This window comes from Pseudomonas phytophila, assembly GCF_025643095.1.
Taxonomy (GTDB): Bacteria; Pseudomonadota; Gammaproteobacteria; order Pseudomonadales; family Pseudomonadaceae; genus Aquipseudomonas; species Aquipseudomonas quasicaspiana.
Genome location: NZ_CP081201.1, coordinates 1181157 through 1200170, shown reverse-complemented (window position 1 = coordinate 1200170; position 19014 = coordinate 1181157). Strand labels below are relative to the sequence as shown.

The following is a 19014-nucleotide window of genomic DNA, read 5'->3' as shown; positions in this document are numbered from 1 at the left end:
AGTCGCCTGAAACCCAACGACCAAACGCGTGTCGAAGCATGTGTCGAAGAGTACCTGCAAGCCCCCACGACCAAGTCGAGCGCCGGCCATTTGTCCCTGGCTGCTCCTTTTCGGGGTGGCTGCAATGGTGGTTGGCCTGGACGTGTCGAGCCTTTTGTTGAGTTATCTGACGCTCTGAGCAGCAGCAAGACAGCGCTCGCGAGGATCAACTCACTCCCCCCGAATTCCTTAAACCTTATGAGATATCCCTATGACTCATCGTATTGTCATCGTTGGCGGCGGCGCTGGCGGTCTGGAGCTGGCGACCCGCCTGGGTAAAACCCTGGGCAAGAAAGGCACGGCAAGCGTGACCCTGGTCGACGCCAACCTGACCCACATCTGGAAACCGCTGCTGCACGAAGTCGCGGCAGGTTCGCTCAACTCCTATGAGGATGAGCTGAATTATGTGGCTCAGGCCAAGTGGAACCACTTTCAGTTCCAGCTCGGCAAAATGACGGGACTGAACCGTGAGGCGCGGCAAATTCATCTGGCCGCCACGCTGGATGAAAACGGTCTGGAACTGGTTCCTGCGCGCAGCCTGGATTACGACTCGCTGGTGATTTCGGTAGGCAGCACCACAAACGACTTCAACACGCTTGGCGCCGCCGAGCACTGCTTGTTCCTTGATTCGCGCAAGCAGGCTGAGAAATTCCACCAGCAGTTGCTTAACCACTACCTGCGCGCTCACGCCGGGCAAGTCGACCACACCCAGGAAATCACCGTGGCCATCGTCGGTGCAGGTGCTACTGGCGTCGAGCTGGCGGCTGAACTGCACAACGCGGCTCACGAACTCGCGGCTTACGGATTGGGCAAGATCAAGCCGGAAAACCTGCGCATCACTGTCATCGAAGCAGGCCCGCGGGTATTGCCTGCATTGCCTGAACGCATCGGCGGGCCGGTGCATAAAACCCTGGAGAAACTCGGCGTTACGGTGCTGACCGATGCCGCCGTGAGTGAAGTCACGGCCGACTCGCTGATCACCGCCAGTGGGTTGGTGATTCCGGCCACGCTCAAGGTCTGGGCGGCAGGCATTCGTGCACCGGCCTTCCTGCAGGAAATCGACGGGCTGGAAACCAACCGCATCAACCAGCTGCAAGTGCTCCCAACGCTGCAGACCACACGCGACGAAAACATCTTCGCGTTCGGCGATTGCGCAGCCTGCCCACAGAAAGGCTCGGACCGTAACGTGCCGCCTCGCGCACAAGCGGCGCATCAGCAAGCGTCACTGCTGGTCAAATCCCTCAAGCTGCGTATCGAAGGCAAGTCGCTGCCGGAATACAAATACACCGATTACGGCTCGCTGATATCGCTGTCGAAATTCTCGGCAGTGGGTAATCTGATGGGCAACCTGACCGGCAGCGTCATGCTCGAAGGCTGGCTGGCGCGGATGTTCTACGTTTCCCTGTACCGCATGCACCAGATGGCGCTTTACGGCACCTTCCGCACGCTGATGCTGATGCTCGGCAGCCGTATCGGCAAAGGGACCGAGCCGCGGATGAAGCTGCATTAATAACCGCTCTTTTTCTGTAGCTACCTGATCTCCGATGCCGCGCATTAGCGCAGCAAACTCTGGGCTATGTGGGAGCGAGGCTTGCCCGCGATGAGGCTGGACGCGGTTCACTTTAGGTCGCGTCCAGCCTCATCGCGGGCAAGCCTCGCTCCCACATAGACCGCGCTATTCAGTAGGACCGGCTTTAGCCGGGAGAGCGTCGGGACATTCACCACATATTATTCGCCAGAAATACCGCTCTCCCGCCTAAAGCCAGTCCTACGGGATTGCAGGCGATCATAGAATCTCCCACAGGTCCGCGTTTGGCGCACGACAGCGCCCCTCCCCCAGATCCATTGTGTGCAGCAACTGCACCAGTAATGGCATTCCGCTTCTTTAGTCCAACCGACACAGGCATACTCGGCGTCCATGCGGTTTCATGAAATGGATGTTGAGGATTTGCGTTATGTCGACGGTGCCCCGCTTCACTGATCATTACCGTAAAGCCGACCGCATCATGCTAGGGCTCCTGTGGATATGTTTTGTCTACGCCCTGGGGCTGGCGACTATTTACTCGACCTTTGGCCAGGCCATTCTGGTCGGTGGCGGCACCGCTCTGGCGATGACCGCGCTTTACCCGACACTGCGTGGCACCCGCTTGTTTCGTTGCCTGACGGGCGTGGCCCTGATGGTCATGGCGGGCCTGCACATCAACCAGACCCAAGGCGTCATTGAAGTCCACTTCGGGATTTTCGCGCTGTTGGCCGTCCTGACGTTTTACCGGGACTGGCTGCCCATCGTTGTCGCTGCGGCCACCATCGCGGTTCACCACCTGTTGTTTCATGTGCTGCAACATCAAGGCTACCCGGTGTACGTGATGCAACATCACGGCGGCTGGGGTGTGATCTTCATTCACGCGGCCTATGTCGTCGCGGAAAGCGCCATCCTGATTTATCTCGCCATTCACAGCTATAGCGCGGCCAAAGAAAGCCAGGATCTGCTGGACAAGATCCTGCAGGCGGCAACGCGCCTGGATAACAGAACAGCCGTCACTGAAAATCGTGCCGGCACACACTCTGCACAGCGCTTTGATGATTTCCTGACGTTAATCACCCACACCGTTGGCGGCGTCATTCACGAGACCCGCGGGTTGAGCGACATGGGTCGCAAGCTCTCTGTCACCGGCGAAACGCTGGACAAAGGCGCGCAGCAGCAACTGGCGGAAATCACTCGTATGGTCGACGCCATGCAGTCGCTTACCACGGCTCTGGACGACATCTCGCAACACGCCAGCCAGGCTCATCAGGGTGCCAACAAAGCCAATGATCAGTTGGTAAAAGGTCGTGAGTCGGTGGATCAGGCCAGCAAGGATATCGCCAACCTGGAGTCCTCCATCAGCGGCGCCAATCTGAGCGTGCAGTCGCTGGCCGAACAGGCAGAAAAGATTGGCAAGGTGATCAACGTAATCCGTGAAATCGCCGAGCAAACCAATTTGTTGGCGCTGAATGCCGCCATTGAGGCTGCCCGCGCCGGTGAGCAGGGCCGCGGATTTGCCGTAGTGGCCGATGAGGTTCGCGGCCTGGCGCAGAAGACAGCAGGCTCGGTGGACGAAATTCGCCAGATCGTTGAATCGTTGCAGAAGGAAAGCCGCACCGCAGCGGACTCGATGCGTACCAGCGGCGAAGAAGTCGGTCGTTGCGTACAGGCCAGTCAACTGGGCTCTGAGCTATTGAAAAGCACCGTTGCCGATGTGTTGGAGATCCGCCGGCTGAACGTACTGATCGCAGGCACCACTGAGCAGCAATCCGCTGCATCGGTGGGTATCAATGATCGCTTGACCGCGGTCCACGCCATTGCGCAGAACAATGCCACGGATGTCGTTACCCTCGTCCAGTGCAGCAAAGACCTCTCGCCGATGGCGAACCGGCTTGAGGCGCTGGGCGCGGCGTTTGCGGTGAAAAAACAGCTGTAATTGCTGAGACGCTATCTCTTTCTGCCGCGCTGTCTCGCGGCAAATACTGGACCTGTAGGAGCTGCCGAAGGCTGCGATTGCGGTCTGCCAGGATGAATGCTTCGCAGCCTCGCGCTGCTCGTCAGCTCCTACAAAATGCTCGCGTTGACTACGCCGACAAGTGCTCATACAAGATCGTCGCGCCGACCAGTATCAGCACCACACCGCCAATAATCTCGGCGCGCTTGCCGACCATGGTGCCCAATACCCGGCCCAGCATCACACCAATGGTGACCATGGTCATGGTCGCCAGACCGATTGCCGCCGCTGCGACCAGAATATTCACGTCTACAAATGCCAAGCCAACCCCGACGGCCAGCGCGTCGATGCTGGTGGCGAAAGCAGTAACGGCCAGAATCAGAAACGAATGCTGACCCGCTTTCTCCTCGGGCTCTTCATCGTCCTGCTTCACGCCGTTGTAAATCATGTGCAAGCCGAGAACCAGCAGCAGCGTGAAGGCGATCCAGTGGTCCCAGCTTTCAACGAAGCTGCTGGCCGCATTGCCAATCGCCCAGCCGATGACGGGCGTGATGGCTTCAATCACACCGAAAATAACACCGGTGCGCAGCGCTTCGATAAAACGGGGTTTGTGCAGGCTGGAGCCTTTACCGATGGCCGCTGCAAAAGCGTCCGTGGACATGGCCAGGGCAACGAATATGAGAGAAATGGGGCTCACGGTTTACTTCCAGTCGGGCTATGAGTCAACGACACATCCACACGCCCGACTTTAGGCATGGATATGTCGCTGGTCTCGCCAACCAAAAAAGGTGTTCGTACCACGGCTGCTGCCGAGAATGTTGATACGAACGCTCCTGAGATAACTCAGCAGCAGGCTACTCCCCAACGAAGGTGGGCATCATACCCGTTCCGGGCATGAAAATATCGTCAAACACTTCACAAATTTTCGGTTGTACAGGAGGAACACTTTCTCTGTGAGAGCTGGGCTTGCCCGCGATAAGGACACCTCGATTCTGCAGGTAGATCACCTATACCTTATCGCGGGCAAGCCCAGCTCCCACGGGTAAATGCATTGCAGTTCAAGCAATCGAGTTGCAGTGACTAAGCGATGACATAGCCACGCCCAGGCTCACTGCACATTCCGGTACAACATCAATCGCGCGCTTTCATGCAGCCCGAGGGTCAACGCACGCAAGCGACTGAACTCCTCCGGATGCTGACCGGCAACATCCTCCAGCGGGGTTGCCGAGGCCAGGTCATGCAGCGTCGGGGATGTGCCGTCGTGTTCCATCTGCAAGAGGAAATGCCGGGTCACGCCACCAATTAACGGGAACGTACCTTCGCGCAATACCAATGGCACGACACGCTCTCCTTCCGGCGCAGGTTGCTGTATATCCCGCCCCATGGCGCCATTGCTGAACGGAATACCCGCCATACCTGCCACGGTGGGCAACAAGTCCGCCAACCCGACCGCCTCTTCCACCACCTTTGTCCCTATCAAGCCTGGTGCGTGGATCAACATCGGCACGTTGTTGCTCTCCAGGCCTAACTGTTCAAAGGCCGGAGGCATGTGCGGGATCTGGCTGATACGGGTGTTGTGGTCGCCAAACAGGACAAAAATCGTGTTCTCGTAGTAACCGCCAGCCTTGGCCAGTTCCATCAGCCGCCCGATATTGAAGTCCAGCAAGCGCACCGCGTTGTATTGCTCGACGCTGCGCGAGCCCGCTGCCTGAACTTGTTCGAGGGTCAGTTTGCTGACTTCAAAACCGTCGTTTTCCTTGGGAATGGTAAACGGCCGGTGATTGCCTGCCGTCTGCAAATAGGCGAAGAACGGCTGGTCCTTGGGCAGCGCGCGCAGGATTCGGTCGCCTTCCTTGAACAGATCCAGATCGGAAATCCCCCAGACATCCACCACAGGCGAATGCCAGTCACGCTCGTCATAGAGTCGAATGTCGACGATGCTGCGGCGGATCAGAGCATTCATGTTGGCCCAACCGGAGTTGCCGCCAATCATGTACAGCTTCTCGTAGCCCTTGAAGTCGTTGATCAGTGTGTTTTGCCGGGTCAGCATCGGGTGTCGGGTCGCGGTTTCCTGACGGGTCACATCGGGCACCCCGGTAATGCTTGCCCATACAGTTTTGGCCGTTCCCGTCACGGGCACATAGAAATGCCGGAAGAACCAGCTTTGCTGAGCCAGCCGATCCAGATTTGGGGTCGGGTTGAGCGGATTACCGTATGCCCCCACCGCACTGGTGCCCAAGGACTCAAGCATGACAAACACCACGTTCGGCGGCCGCGTGGCAGCTACGTTGTATGGCTGCACATCTTGCTGACGCTTGAAGGTCAGGCTTTGCGGGTCTGGTTTATCGACGCCCAGATAATCAGCGACCACTGGATAGTGCTCACGCACCACGTCTTCGTCGTAACGCGATTGCCCGACTTTGAGCGTGTCATAAAGGAAAAGCACCGGGTTCAACCCTAGCGCGGCAACCTGACTGTTGCCGGAAAAGAACGCATCGCTCCAGCGCAGCGGTACCGGGTTTTCCAGATTGAGGTTTTCAACCCGTCCCAGCAGCCCCAACAACGTGGCCATGGTCACGAGCACTGCGCCAAACGCGACGGACCAACGCTTGATCGGCCTGGCCTGACGCTCAAGGGTCAGCCGCTCCAACCCGATGAAGGCCGCGATTATGACCCCGATACCGGCGAGCCAACTGGCGGTGATCCACAGCACCGGATAGGTTTGCCAGAGCATGTCCCGGGAAATCTGCGCGTCGTCCAGATAACGCATAACGCTCGCGTTGATCCGCACACCCAGATACGCGTAATGCCCGAAGTCGACGATGTAAACCAGAGTGACCAACGCCAGTACAACCGCCAGATACACCCGCGCCAACCAACGCATCGTTTTGACGTTCAGCAGGTTCCAGCGAGGAATCCACAGCAGCACAACGAGAGGCAACGCCAACAGCAAAGCCAGACGCAAGTCGAACCGGAAGCCGATGCCCAGCGTCTGTGCGACCGTGTTGTCAGTGCTCAGACTGGCAGGATCAACGCCGGAAAAACCGAAGAAAAACACCAGCCGCAACACGCTCAGCAGCACGAAAAACAGCACGGTCACGCCCAGCCAATACAGCAAGCGCCGTGATTGCAGCCACCCCATTTTCATCCCCTTGAACGTCGCACTCACAAGCCCGAAACCGGCTTGCCGTTTGATAGCGTTAATGGCTGGCGAATGCGCCAGCGACGATAGATGCCACGCACGACCATCACTACCAGCGCCACAAAGCAATACAACGCCAGCAACGGGTCGATCAGGTAGTCCCAGTAGTTTTCCGAAGGTTTGCCGCGCACCGCGAAGGCCAGTGTTGCGCCTGCCAGCATCACCACACCCAGGCCATTACGCAGGTACAACAAACCAAACGCGATGACCGCAACAGCAATGATCAGGGGCCGCGGATTAAAGCCCAGACGATAAGGATCGCTGTAGCTGAGGCCCAAAGTAGCCGGGTAAAGGACCAATGCCAGGGCAGCAAAAACAACCACCACGACGGCGCCAGGTCGAGCCACTCCTGGCAGTTTCATGCCCAGGCGCTGCAAGCTGAACCAGACAAGGACAATCGCGGTGGTGATCGCCAGATCATCGGTAAAGCTGCGTACATAGGCCGCCAGCGAAAGACCATTGAGGCTGACAAAGCCCAAGGCTGAAAATCCAGCCAGAATAATCAGGCGTGACTTCAGACTCGGTGCCAACGGTGCAACCAGAAGGAACAGCGCCAGACTGAAAAACAGATGGGCTTGCCATAGAGACATCACAGCAGTTGCTCCGCCAGCCAGGCTTCATTGAAGCTGACGTGTTTGATGAAGGTGTTATTCCACGAATACACCAAGTGGTAGATGCCTTCAGGGCTGCGGATGAAGTACGGGTACTCGTACTCGAAATCGCAGCCTTGCGGTGAGCAAACGCGCTGATCGAGGTTGCTCAGGAACGCCTCCTCCAACGGATGACGGCGTTCACCACTGGAGGCCCGGAAACCTTCGCCGATGATTTCCTTGTAGGCATCAAAGGAAAATGGATTGCCCTGCGGATCGGGGGACTTGTCGAGATCGATCACAGAGGTCCAGTGATCCATCTGCTCGTCCGTGCCGTACAGGCTCAATTTGAAACGACCGTCGCGCAGGTCGTTCAGCGCAACCAACAAGCCGCGGCCAGGGGTACCGACGGCCGCCAGCGAAGAGTTGGGGTTGCTCGGCGCAAGGGGCAGCGGCTCGCTCCAGGTCTGACCGCCATCTTCGGTGCGACTGGCGAGCACTTTGTGATGCGTATTGCCGGCGTAGCGAAGCAACGCAACCGCGCGCTTGTCATCCAGCGGCACCACGGTTGGCTGCAGAGAGTTCGTGCCGCGGCTGATGCGGAATTTGTCGATCACATCGCCATTGGCGCTGAGGTAAAGGTATTCGGCGAACTTGCCCAGAAACTCGTGATAAACCGGCAGGCCGATCGAACCGTCGGCGTGAAATACCGGCGCGGCACGCACCAAGGTGCTGATATTGAGAAACGGCGAGGTGACCAATTGCCGTGGCTGCGACCAGTTCTTACCCATGTCCTCGGAGACCATCACGTTGACTGAACTGCCTGCCCAGCCGCCTACCGATACGGACACATAGAACAGCCACAAGCGCTGGTCCGGTGCCAGGGCAACCACCGGGTTACCGAGTTTGCGAATGTATTTACCGGTGCCCTCCTGAGTGGACTGACGGGTCGCTAGCACTTGCTCATCGCCCCACTCGCCTGAGCTCGCATCGAATCGCGAGGCGCGAATTTCGACATCGCCCGCCCCCTCACGAGTGCCCGCGAACCACACCGACATCAGGTCGCCACCAGGCAATGCGGTCACTGCCGAGGAATGTACGAAATCATCCAGGTCAGACGATGCGAAGCGGGTGTTATAACTGGCTTTAGCCGCAACGCCTGAAGCCGGTGTGAGGACCGGGGCAACGGCGAAACCGGACAGCCTGTGCTGCGGATGGCTGAGCCATGCGCCGAGGAAAACCAGAGCGAGCGCAAGATATGCACTCAAGACAGGTACATTGAAAGAAGTCAGTCGCATGAGTATTGATCACAACCGCGAAGGCAAAATGTCTGGACTCAATCACGGGACTCGTCGGCGAGAGGCCGCCGTCGGCCGGTGATCATTGACAACGGCAGGTTGTCCTTCACCTGATAACTCTCAAACAGTGCCGCCGCTATATGCAGGCACACCACCCACGCCAGGCCGTCAGCCAGCGTTTCATGAATCTGCTGAGGCCAGTCTGCGCCCCACAAGGCATCTACTTCGGTCATCAACCATCCCGTCAGACCGATGCCGAAAATCATCACCATCATCAGCACCATGACCAGCGCGCCCAGCGGCGAATGCCCCAGCCGATGTTCCGGCTGACGCCTGAGCAGCGAACTCACATGGGCACGCAAACGCGCAGGCGTCGGCCAGAAATCGGACCAGCGCGCACTGCGCGGTCCGATGAAACCCCACACCACACGCACCACCAGCCAGGCAACCGCGTAGTAACCCAGCCAGACATGCCAATCGTCACCAGCCTCATTGAAGAAGTAGTTGGCGACGAACACACCGGCCAGGGAAATGTGGAACAGCCGCACCAGCGGGTCCCACAGGCGTAGGGTGGGACGGCTCATCAGCCCTTGATCTCGGTCTTCACGGCTTTGCCGGTGACCGGATCGTGGTAGATCTCGACTTTGCGCTTTTCTTTGTCGAAGCCGTAGATTTCGTAGCAGTTGCCGTCAGTGACTTTGAACTTGCTGATCTCGTAACCCTGAGCCTTGAGTTGCTCCTGGAATTTGCCCTGATCCTGCCAGGTGGAGCGTTCGGCGGTGGTGCATTGTGGTCCGGCAAGGGCCAGCGGGCTGGCGAGGAGAAAGGGAACCAGCAACAGGACTTTACGCATGGCAGACACTCGTAAGAACTAAGGAGGCGCTACTGTGCGAAACAAAGCTTAGCGAAAGCTTAGGACGCAACAGACCGTTACATCTTCTCCGACACAAGGCTCTGCCCGAAGCGCTGGCGTAGCGGCATCATGTGCGCCCTCACCGGCTGAAACCAATACGGAACACCTTATGCGCCTGCTCCTTGTGGAAGATGACCGTGCCGTAGGCCAGGGCATCCGCGTCGCCCTCGGCAGCGAAGGCTATACGCTGGACTGGCTGCAAGATGGCGCGAGCGCTCTTCATGCCCTGCGCAGCGAACGCTTTGATTTGCTGCTGCTCGACCTTGGCCTGCCGCGTCTGGACGGTCTCGACTTGCTGCGCCAGATTCGCGCGGAACAACAGTCTTTGCCCGTCCTGATCCTGACCGCACGGGACGGTACGCCGGACCGAATTGCCGGGCTGGACGCCGGTGCCGATGACTATCTGGTCAAACCGTTCGACGTGGATGAGCTCAAGGCTCGGGTTCGTGCGCTGCTGCGCCGCAGTCAGGGACGTGCGCAACCGTTGCTGGAGCATGGGCCAATCAGCCTCGATCCTTCGACCCAGCAAGTCAGCTTCAACGGCGTAGAAATCGCCATGACGCCCATGGAGTATCAACTCCTCCATCAACTGATGATCCGGCCCGGTAAAGTCGTGACCCGCGAGCGTTTGTCGTCCACGCTCTACGGCTGGCAAGACAAGGTGGAGAGCAATACGCTGGAGGTGTTGATCCACAATCTGCGCAAAAAACTCTCCGCTGAATTGATCCGCACCGTGCGCGGTGTGGGCTACCGGATCGAGACTTTGTCATGAGTTCAGTTCGCGCGCGCATCCTCGTCCCCGTGCTGCTCCTGCTGCTGTTGGGCGACCTGACCATCAGTTGGTTGGCGTTACGCGACAGCCACACCGAAATCGAAGAGGTGTACGACGCACAGCTGGCGCAAAGCGCTCGCCTGCTGCAGGGCGTTCTGCGCCAACGGCCTCCGGGCGAAACAGACCTTGATCGGCTTTATCAGGCTTTCGACGAAGCCATGAGTCGAGTGGGTGGCGGTGAAGCCGCACATCCTTATGAAACCCGTTTGACGTTCCAGATCTGGCGCAACACGGGCGAACTTCTGGTGCGTTCCGCCGAAGCACCGGAGCTGGACGGCCCGCCCGCTACCGAGGGCTCACATGACTTCCTCAAAGACGGCAATGACTGGTGTGGCTTCCTGCTGGTCGATGCCCAGCAAGGGCTGTTGATCTGGGTCGGCGAGCGTGATGACGTGCGTCAGGACCTGATTCAACGCATTGTTCGCCATACCCTTTGGCCAACGGTAATTGGCGTGCCGCTTCTCGCCATCGCCATCTGGCTGGCGATTGGCTGGGGGATGCGTCCCCTGCAATTCATGGCCAGCGTCATCCGACGACGCGAGCCGGAAAGCCTTGAGCCGCTGGACCTGTCACCTCTGCCTAAAGAGCTGGAGCCTATGCAAACCGCACTCAATCGCCTGCTGATCCAGATCGAAAATCTGCTGGATCGAGAGCGTCGTTTTATAGCGGATGCCGCTCACGAATTAAGGACCCCGCTGACCATCCTGCGCATCCACGCGCAAAATGCCAAACAGGCGCAACTGCCTGAACAACGCGAAGAAGCGCTGGATTACCTGGTGCATGGCGTCGATCGCGCGACGCGCATCGCCAGTCAGTTGCTGACCATGGCGCGCCTTGAGCCGAAGATAAAACACGATGAACTGCAGACTTTCGATCTGGGCAGCCTGGTCCGTGAGGAACTCGCCGAACTGACGCCACTGGCAGCCGAGAAAAAAGTCGAGCTGGTATTCGATGGCGTCGAGGACTTCCGGTTGCACAGTGATCCGGCAGCCATCACCGTCGCCTTTCAGAACCTGCTGACCAACGCCCTTAACTTCGCTCCGGCCAACAGTGAGATCCGGGTCATTCTCGACCGGGCTCAAAACGGCGAGGCCGAGCTGCGCGTCGAGGACAGCGGGCCGGGCATTGACGAAAAAAATGCACCGCGCTTGCTGGAGCGTTTCTACACAAATGGCCATAGCAACGGCGCAGGGCTGGGGCTGGCCATCGTCGAGATGATCGTCAAAAAACTCGACAGCAGCCTGCAGATCGGCAACCGCCCTGATGGCGGGTGCTGTGCGCAGTTGCGGCTCAGGAGTCTTGTAGAGCTGAAGCTGAACGCTCCGGCCTGAAATGAGATCAACGGTAGGACCGAATTCATTCGGGAAGGCGGTCTTACAGGCAATAAACCTGAAGCGGATGTACCGGCCTCATCGCGAATGAATTCGCTCCCACAGGAATTGCGCACATCTCAGGTTCATGCAGATCCCGTGGGACCGAATTCATTCGGGAAGGCGGCATTCCTGATGGACACAGATACATCGAATGTACCGGATTTTCGCGAATGAATTCGCTCCTACGGGGTTTGCGCCCGGCTCAGATTCAACTGCGTGCGACCGCAAGAATCGCCTATGCCCTAGGCGGTTTGATGCCGTAACAAACCATATACAGCGCGGGCAGAAAAAACAGTGTCAGGACGGTAGCAATCGCAATGCCGCCGATCATGGCGTAGGCCATCGGCCCCCAGAATACCTCTCGCGCTATCGGGATCATGCCCAGACTTGCTGCCGCCGCCGTCAGCAGGATCGGGCGACAGCGATGCTCGGTGGCCTTGACCACAGCGGTCCACGCCTCTTCTCCAGCCGCCATGAACTCGTCGATCTGCGTGACCAGAATCACCGAGTTACGGATGATGATCCCGATCAGCGCCAGCACCCCGAGGATCGCCACGAAACCCAGCGGGTACCCCGTCAACAACAGCGCAGCAACGACTCCGATAAACCCTAGCGGCACCACGCTGACCACCAGCATCAGTTTCTTCACACTCTGCAACTGAATCATCAGAAAGGTCGCAACCAACAGCAGCATCAGTGGCACAACTTTCAGAATCGGCCCCTGAGAACGAGCGCTGGCTTCGACCGCTCCACCGGTAGCCACCGAATAGCGCACGGGCAAAGCCGCACTGAACGCCTCGACCTGCGGACGCAACTCACGCACCAGCGCCGCCGGTTGCAGATGGCCAAGTACGTTGGCTTTCAGGGTAATGGTCGGCAGCCGGTCGCGACGCCAGACCAGCGGTTGCTCCTGCTCGTAACTCAAACTGGCGAAGGCCATCAATGGCACACTGGTCCCGCCGGGCACCGGAATCTGCAGGTTGCTCAAGGTTTGCAGCGAGGTCCGCTCACTGGCTTCGGCACGCCCGACCAGATCGACCAGATAGGTATCATCGCGAACCTTGGTGATGCTGGTGCCGGACACCAGGCTGTTGAGAATCTGCGCCACGTCTTCGGAAGACAGGCCGAACTGGCGCACCTTGTCTTGAGCGATATCAATCTTCAGTACTTTGCCGGGCTCGTTCCAGTCGTAGATGACCTGCCCGATATTAGCGTTGGCATCCAGGATCGCCGCCAGAGCCATGGCCTGGCTGCGGACTTGCTCGATGTCAGGACCGCTGACCCGATATTGCACAGGCCAACCCACCGGAGGCCCCATGTTCAGCGGCTGCACGTAGCCGCCAACGCCCACGAAGTCATCGCGAAAACGCTGACGCAAACGCTCGATCAGCTGATCACGGCCCTCCCCGCCACGGCTGACGATGACCAGTTGGCCATAAAACGGATTACTCAATTGCTGATCCAGCGGCAAGTAAAAACGCACCGCGCCTTTGCCGACGTAAGAACTCCAGTGCAACACGTCCGGATCGTCCTTGAGCGTGGCTTCGAGGCGGTCCATGACCTGACGCGTACCGTCGATGGAGCCGTTCTGCGGCATGTAGATATCGACGAGAATTTCCGGACGATCCGAATCCGGGAAAAACTGGTTTTGCAGTAACTTGCCCGCGAACAGCGACCCGACGAACACCAGCACGGTAAAGCCGATTACCCACCAGCGATGCTTGAGCGCTCCTGACAGCGCCCGCCTGAACCCCGACATCCAGGCGCCGCCTGAATGATGATGAGCTTTGGGTACTTTGAGGATGTGCACGCCAATCAGCGGCGCAAATAACACTGCCACCAGCCATGAGAGCAGCAACGCCACTGCGATCACCGCAAACATGGTGAATACGTACTCACCCGCCGAACTGGAGTTCAAGCCAATCGGCACGAAACCGGCGACCGTCACCAACGTGCCTGTCAGCATAGGGAATGCCGTGGAGGTGTAGGCAAACGTGGCCGCCTGCTGCAACGAGTCGCCGCCCTCAAGCCGGGTCACCATCATTTCCACGGTGATCATCGCGTCGTCCACCAACAGCCCCAGCGCGATGATCAGTGCCCCTAAAGAAATACGCTGCATGGTAATGCCGCTGTACTCCATGAAGACGAAAACCAGCGCCAACACCAGCGGGATTGAACACGCCACGACGAGCCCGGCACGGATGCCCAGGCTCAGGAAGCTCACCACCAGCACAATCAGAATCGCCTCGAACAACGCACGCGTGAAGCCGCCGATAGCCTTGTCCACCACCTCGGCCTGACTCGACACCAGATGCACATCAATACCCAACGGCAGCTCACTGGTCAGCGCATCCATACGCTGCTGCAAGCGCATGCCGAAATCCTGAATATTGCCGCCCTGCTTCATGGCCACGGCCAGACCAATCGCTGGCTGGCCGTTGAAGCGAAACATCGAGCTTGGTGGATCGGCATAACGGCGCTCCACCGTCGCCAGATCACTCAGGCGAAAGAAGCGGTCACCGAAGCGCAGGTTGACGGCTTGCAGGTCACTTTCATCCGTGAACTGGCCGCTGGTGCGCACTGCAATCCTTTCCGGACCGGATTCGATGACACCGGCCGGCGTTACTGCGTTCTGCGCTTGCAGACTGGCGATGACCTGCCGCTGATCAATCCCCAGCGCCGCCAGCTTGCGCATGGAGAAGTTCAGGTAGATCACTTCACGTTGCGCCCCCAACAACTCGATCTTGCCCAGGTCCTGCACACTTCGGATGTCCGCCCTGACTTGCTCGACATAGTCGCGCAACTGACGAAAAGAAAGCCCGTCGGCGGTAAACGCATAGATGCTGCCGAAGACATCACCGAACTCGTCGTTGAACGCAGGCCCTTGAATGCCTTCGGGCAGTTCACCCCGAATGTCCATGATCTTCTTGCGCACCTGATACCAGGCGGCGGGAATGTCAGCGCTGTGCGTGTCGCTCTTGAGGAAGACAAACAGCGTCGACTCACCGGCCAGGGTGTAGCTCTTCACATAGTCCAGCGCATCGATTTCCTCGAGCTTCTTTTCCATGCGGTCAGTGACCTGCTGCAAGGTCTCCTGCAGCGTCGCACCGGGCCAACGAGCTTGAATAACCATGGTCTTGATGGCAAACGAGGGATCCTCCTCACGCCCAAGATTCATGAACGACCAGCTTCCCATCAGCAGTGAAACGAACATCATGTACCAGACCAGTGTGCGGTGCCGAAGCCCCCAGGCAGACAGGTTAAAACGCTCCCTCACAAACTGACCTCGCGATCCATACGAACTCTCTGTCCTGCTCTCAGACCGTTGACTCCGGCGATGACCACCTTGTCACCGTCACGCAGCTCACCCTGCACACGCACCGACGCGCCGTGTCGGGCCAAAATGGTTACATCGCGGGAGCTCACGGTCGCAGACTGCGGATCAATGACCCACACCCGCGCCTGGCCCTCGCGCTCCAGCACAGCGCTGCCCGGCAGTTCGCGAAACGAATCGGCGACACTGCTGATCTCAATGCTCACCGTTGAACCCAGCCGAAAACTGTCAAGTACGGAATCCAGCGTCAGCCGTACACGCTGGGTGCGTGTCGTCGGATCAATCTGTGGCGACAACTGACGCACACGGGCGGCGACAAAAGCCTGCGGATTGAGCTGGGAAATCACTTGAATCCGAATGCTCTGATTCAGAGTGGCAACCAGATCCAGCGGCAGATCAACCACGGCTTCGCGGCTTTCAGGTCGGGCGAGGCTGACGACCGGATGACCGGTCGCAACCACCTGACCGACCTCGCCATGCCAATCAGTGACCACGCCATCGAACTCAGCCAGCAAACGTGTGTAGGACAGATGATCAGTGGCTTGCAGCAACGCATTGCGGGCCTGACTGAGCATGGCGTCCTGGGTTTGCAAATCACCGCTCATCTGATCCAGTCGCGCCTGAGCACCCACACCCCGCTCGATCAGTTGCTGATAGCGCTGCCGCTCTGCGCTCAATTGCTGCCAGGTCGCTTGGGCCTTGTTCAGTTCTGCCTGCCGGGCACGCAGTTGGTTTTGCTGATTGCTGGGCTCAAGGGTGGCGAGAAGATCGCCCCGACGAACCCTGTCACCGATCTCGACCTGACGCGTTGCAATGCGGCCTGCCACTCGAAAACCCAGTTCAACTTCGTAGCGCGGCTGAATGCTGCCCGCAAAGCGGCCGTGAACATGCTGCTGCGCGTCGACCATTTCGATAAACAACACAGGCCGCTCGACAACCTCGCGCACAGGCTTGTCACGGCAGCCCGCGACCATCATGAAAATGATGCAGAACAACCAGACTTTGCAGATCAAAAGGATACGGATGACGGTGACCTTCATCGACTCGTCTCCGCTGCCAAAGCGATGACGTTGCTGTTGTCATCGTTCTTGTCGTCATTCTTGTCATGGCCCTCGCGCGCAGCGACATCGACTCTCTGCCCCGGATACAAAAACTGCAGACCGCGGGAAACCACCCAGTCACCCTCTGCTACTCCGGATGCGATGACTACGTGACCCTGCTCATAACGCAACACCTGCACTTCAACCAGACGCACGCGGCTCTGCTCGTCTACGCGCCAGACTGCGGGTTTGCCGTGACTGCGACTCAGAGCCGACCATGGCAGAGTGAAAGCCTTGCGGGCCTGAGAATCCAGCTTCGCGCTGACCACGGTGCCCAGGGCAAGATTGGCGGGAGCATCTTGCAGCGCGACTCGTACCCGAAGGGTGCCGCTGGCAGAGGAGACAATCGGAGTGATCTCACGGATCCTGCCGGACAGCGTCAGGTCCGGATTGCCCAGACCGCGAACACGTACGCGGCGACCCGGCTGGTCAGATTCCAGCAACGATTCGTAGGCCGCGAATACCGCTTCTCGCTCGCCATCATGGGCAAGACTGAAAACAGGTGTGGCGGCCTGCACCACCTGACCTTCTTCGGCATGACGTGCCGTGATGATGCCGTCGGCCACCGCAACCAGTTCGGTGTAGCTCAATTGGTCGCGCGCATTGGCCTGCTGCGCTTTCAGCGCGGCAAGATCGCCCCGCGCACTCTCCAGCGCAGACTGCGCTTTTTGATACTCGCTGAGATTGGTATAGCCCTTGGGCAGCAACGTTTGCTGACGCTGGTAATTGGTTTGCGCCAAACGCAGTCGCGATTCTCTGGCGGCGACTTCTGCATCGGCCGATGCCAGTTCAGTGTTTTGCTCTCGCGGGTCGAGCTTTGCCAACCGCTGCCCCGCTCGCACACGATCGCCCACATCGACAAAGCGCTGCACAAGCTTGCCGGACACCCGAAAAGCCTGCTCCGTGACCTTGCGCGCCTGGATATCGCCTGTCAGCTCGACGCTGGTCAGGATGTCGGAAGAAACCACTTCCTGAACCGCCACACGGACCAGTGTTTTCGACACAGGCTTATCGTCAGAACAGCCACTGAGGGAAAGCAACAGCAAAACGTTGAGTCCCAGCGCCAGCCAAGGCTGGCGAACAACCCTTCCAGGATTCAAAAACCGGGAATTTCCGGCCACACCACAACACCCGCACAATTGCACAGCACAAGAAATATTCATCAACGACAAAGCCACAGCCCAGTGAAGTATCGCCACACCCGAAGACTGGGTGTCAGAACGAAGACCCGCTACCAAACAGCCAGAAGGCCGTTCTGCGCCTCAGGCAATCGCGGCTTCAGGCCAGGCATGACTGATTTCTTTCTGTGCACCGAGAAAACTCAGGACGGTTTTCTGCGAGTTCAACCAGGCGGCCTTGCTCTCAAGGTCGAGAAAGTGGCCGGTATCGGGCACAACATTGAAGCTGCTTTGCGCTATGTACGTGGAGAAACTGCGGGCATCTTCAACGGTGGTGTATTCATCTTTCTCGCCATTGACGAACAACACTGGGATCTTGATAGAAGAGAAACGCTCAACGTAATTACTGGCACTGAGTTTACGAATCTGGCTGATGTGAAAGTCGATCTGGCCGTATTCATGTTCAGCAAGGCTGATCAGGTGTTTGTAGTTATACAGTTTGAAAAGTCGCGGCAGGTACTTGCCCACGGTGTCGTTAAGCAACGAACCGATTTTTCGTTTTTCACGTGCGGCAAGGTAGAGCTGTGCCTTGTCGATGTAGTCCAGCATCGGCTCATTGAGCACTGGCGAGAACGAGCTGATGATCGCTTTCTCAACTGACGCGGGCGACTCGGAAAGCGCCAGCAACGCGGAAACGCCACCCCAGGATACTGAAAGCAAGTAATTGATTTTGTAGAGATTAATAATATTCAGAAGAATTCTGACTTCGTCTTCCTTGGTCACAATCGTATCGCCAGGATTGTGAGCTTTGGACTGGCCGGAGAACGGAAGATCGAACAGCACCAGATTGAAGTGTGGGGCCAGGTACTTCACCGTCTGACCAAACGAGCCGGTGGTCGACAGCGCGCCATTGACGAGTAGAACGGTCTTGGCACTATCACTTTTCCAGTAAGTTTCGGTATAGATCTTGAACTCTTCGACATCCAGAATCTTTGTTTGCGCACCCATGACAGCCTCCTAGCTTTCGTAATTCCAATAGTTTTTAAGTTCTCTGCTTCGGCTGCCATGCCAAAGCCTCACCCGGTTACAGGCAAAATCCGTTGAGTTCTTGTTTTTAGGTGCATCGATAAGCTGAATCGATTAACGCTATTGTTAACGAATAAGAGAGCAAAAAACGACACCCTGTTGGCGTCATAAAAATGGCTAAGCGCTATTTTCGAAAGGAAACGAGAGTTCAGACATTGGATCCAACTATTGTTCACGGGCCTTCAAGAGCAATAGAGACTGGATGTCTTTCAATTTTTCTGATGGCTCGTGGAGGCCGATATGTGACAAAATCGGCAATTTCTTGAAACATATCGTTACAACTTCAGGCGGAACTTTTCGATTTTTCTTGTGACTTGCAACCCGAAACGTTGATTTAGACGCGTTGATGCTCGCCGACTTCAAAGGCCGCAATTAATTTGACGCGTTTTTGGAAGAGGGTTTTCACGTGGTGCTGGCGATGTCCAGCGACGCAAGTAGGCGTATAGCTGACAGGGACGCGACCTTGAAACGGAAAAGGTGCCGCACTGTTTCGCGGCAAACACAGGACTTGTAGGAGCTGCCGAAGGCTGCGATCGCGGTGTATCAGAAGAAATGTCTCGCAGCCTTCGGCAGCTCCTACAGAAAATGCATTTCAATCCAGTCGTTGCATGCGATTACATGAGACCGAACTTGCTCGCGAGGCGTTGTTT

The 19014-nt window shown here is 57.8% G+C and carries 14 protein-coding genes and 1 riboswitch; of the genes, 4 read left to right on the top strand and 10 right to left on the bottom strand.

The genetic code is table 11. The features are described from left to right. Positions 1-250 precede the first annotated feature (250 nt). Both K3169_RS05190 and K3169_RS05185 read left to right on the top strand, forming a co-directional pair. Positions 251-1549: an NAD(P)/FAD-dependent oxidoreductase gene (locus K3169_RS05190; protein ID WP_099270993.1), complete on the top strand. Its 1299-nt coding sequence runs from the start codon at positions 251-253 to the stop codon at positions 1547-1549. A gap of 445 nt (positions 1550-1994) precedes the next feature. Beyond that, positions 1995-3500, top strand: coding sequence for a methyl-accepting chemotaxis protein (locus K3169_RS05185; protein WP_263270465.1), 1506 nt, complete (start codon positions 1995-1997; stop codon positions 3498-3500). A 148-nt stretch (positions 3501-3648) separates the two neighbouring features. On the opposite strand, the gene mntP is transcribed toward K3169_RS05185, so the two are convergent. From mntP to K3169_RS05155, 6 genes are all read right to left on the bottom strand, one after another. Beyond that, positions 3649-4215 carry a manganese efflux pump MntP gene (gene mntP / locus K3169_RS05180; RefSeq protein WP_263270464.1) on the bottom strand — a complete coding sequence of 189 codons (567 nt, stop codon included), beginning with the start codon at positions 4213-4215 and terminating at the stop codon, positions 3649-3651. Positions 4216-4221: 6 nt separating this feature from the next. Next, a riboswitch (yybP-ykoY riboswitch) is annotated at positions 4222-4393 on the bottom strand. A gap of 233 nt (positions 4394-4626) precedes the next feature. Next, complete coding sequence (locus K3169_RS05175) at positions 4627-6660, bottom strand: LTA synthase family protein (RefSeq protein WP_263270462.1); 2034 nt, start codon at positions 6658-6660, stop codon at positions 4627-4629. A gap of 23 nt (positions 6661-6683) precedes the next feature. Further along, positions 6684-7313: a hypothetical protein gene (locus K3169_RS05170; RefSeq protein ID WP_263270461.1), complete on the bottom strand. Its 630-nt coding sequence runs from the start codon at positions 7311-7313 to the stop codon at positions 6684-6686. After that, positions 7310-8608, bottom strand: coding sequence for a sialidase family protein (locus K3169_RS05165; RefSeq protein WP_263270459.1), 1299 nt, complete (start codon positions 8606-8608; stop codon positions 7310-7312). Before K3169_RS05165 ends, K3169_RS05170 begins: the two co-directional genes overlap by 4 nt. Before the next feature lie 38 nt (positions 8609-8646). Continuing rightward, on the bottom strand, positions 8647-9192 hold the full coding sequence (locus K3169_RS05160; protein ID WP_099270999.1) for a cytochrome b/b6 domain-containing protein: 546 nt from the start codon (positions 9190-9192) through the stop codon (positions 8647-8649). After that, complete coding sequence (locus tag K3169_RS05155; RefSeq protein ID WP_263270457.1) at positions 9192-9461, bottom strand: PepSY domain-containing protein; 270 nt, start codon at positions 9459-9461, stop codon at positions 9192-9194. The genes K3169_RS05160 and K3169_RS05155 overlap by 1 nt, the downstream gene beginning before the upstream one ends. A gap of 169 nt (positions 9462-9630) precedes the next feature. Between K3169_RS05155 and K3169_RS05150 the strand changes: the two genes are divergently transcribed. Next, positions 9631-10293, top strand: coding sequence for a response regulator (locus K3169_RS05150; RefSeq protein WP_099271000.1), 663 nt, complete (start codon positions 9631-9633; stop codon positions 10291-10293). Then, on the top strand, positions 10290-11684 hold the full coding sequence (locus tag K3169_RS05145) for an ATP-binding protein (RefSeq protein ID WP_027900128.1): 1395 nt from the start codon (positions 10290-10292) through the stop codon (positions 11682-11684). Before K3169_RS05150 ends, K3169_RS05145 begins: the two co-directional genes overlap by 4 nt. Before the next feature lie 277 nt (positions 11685-11961). Here the strand turns inward: K3169_RS05145 and K3169_RS05140 are convergent, their stop codons facing one another. The 4 genes from K3169_RS05140 to K3169_RS05125 form a co-directional block, all read right to left on the bottom strand. Then, the gene (locus tag K3169_RS05140; protein ID WP_263270454.1) at positions 11962-15003 is read right to left on the bottom strand and encodes an efflux RND transporter permease subunit; all 3042 of its coding nucleotides are present in this window, start codon (positions 15001-15003) and stop codon (positions 11962-11964) included. Continuing rightward, positions 15000-16100, bottom strand: a complete 1101-nt coding sequence (locus tag K3169_RS05135; RefSeq protein ID WP_263270453.1) for an efflux RND transporter periplasmic adaptor subunit — start codon at positions 16098-16100, stop codon at positions 15000-15002. The genes K3169_RS05140 and K3169_RS05135 overlap by 4 nt, the downstream gene beginning before the upstream one ends. Further along, positions 16097-17323: an efflux RND transporter periplasmic adaptor subunit gene (locus tag K3169_RS05130; RefSeq protein WP_263270452.1), complete on the bottom strand. Its 1227-nt coding sequence runs from the start codon at positions 17321-17323 to the stop codon at positions 16097-16099. The genes K3169_RS05135 and K3169_RS05130 overlap by 4 nt, the downstream gene beginning before the upstream one ends. 99 nt (positions 17324-17422) lie before the next feature. After that, complete coding sequence (locus tag K3169_RS05125) at positions 17423-18286, bottom strand: alpha/beta fold hydrolase (RefSeq protein ID WP_027900131.1); 864 nt, start codon at positions 18284-18286, stop codon at positions 17423-17425. Between the last annotated feature and the right edge of the window lie 728 nt (positions 18287-19014).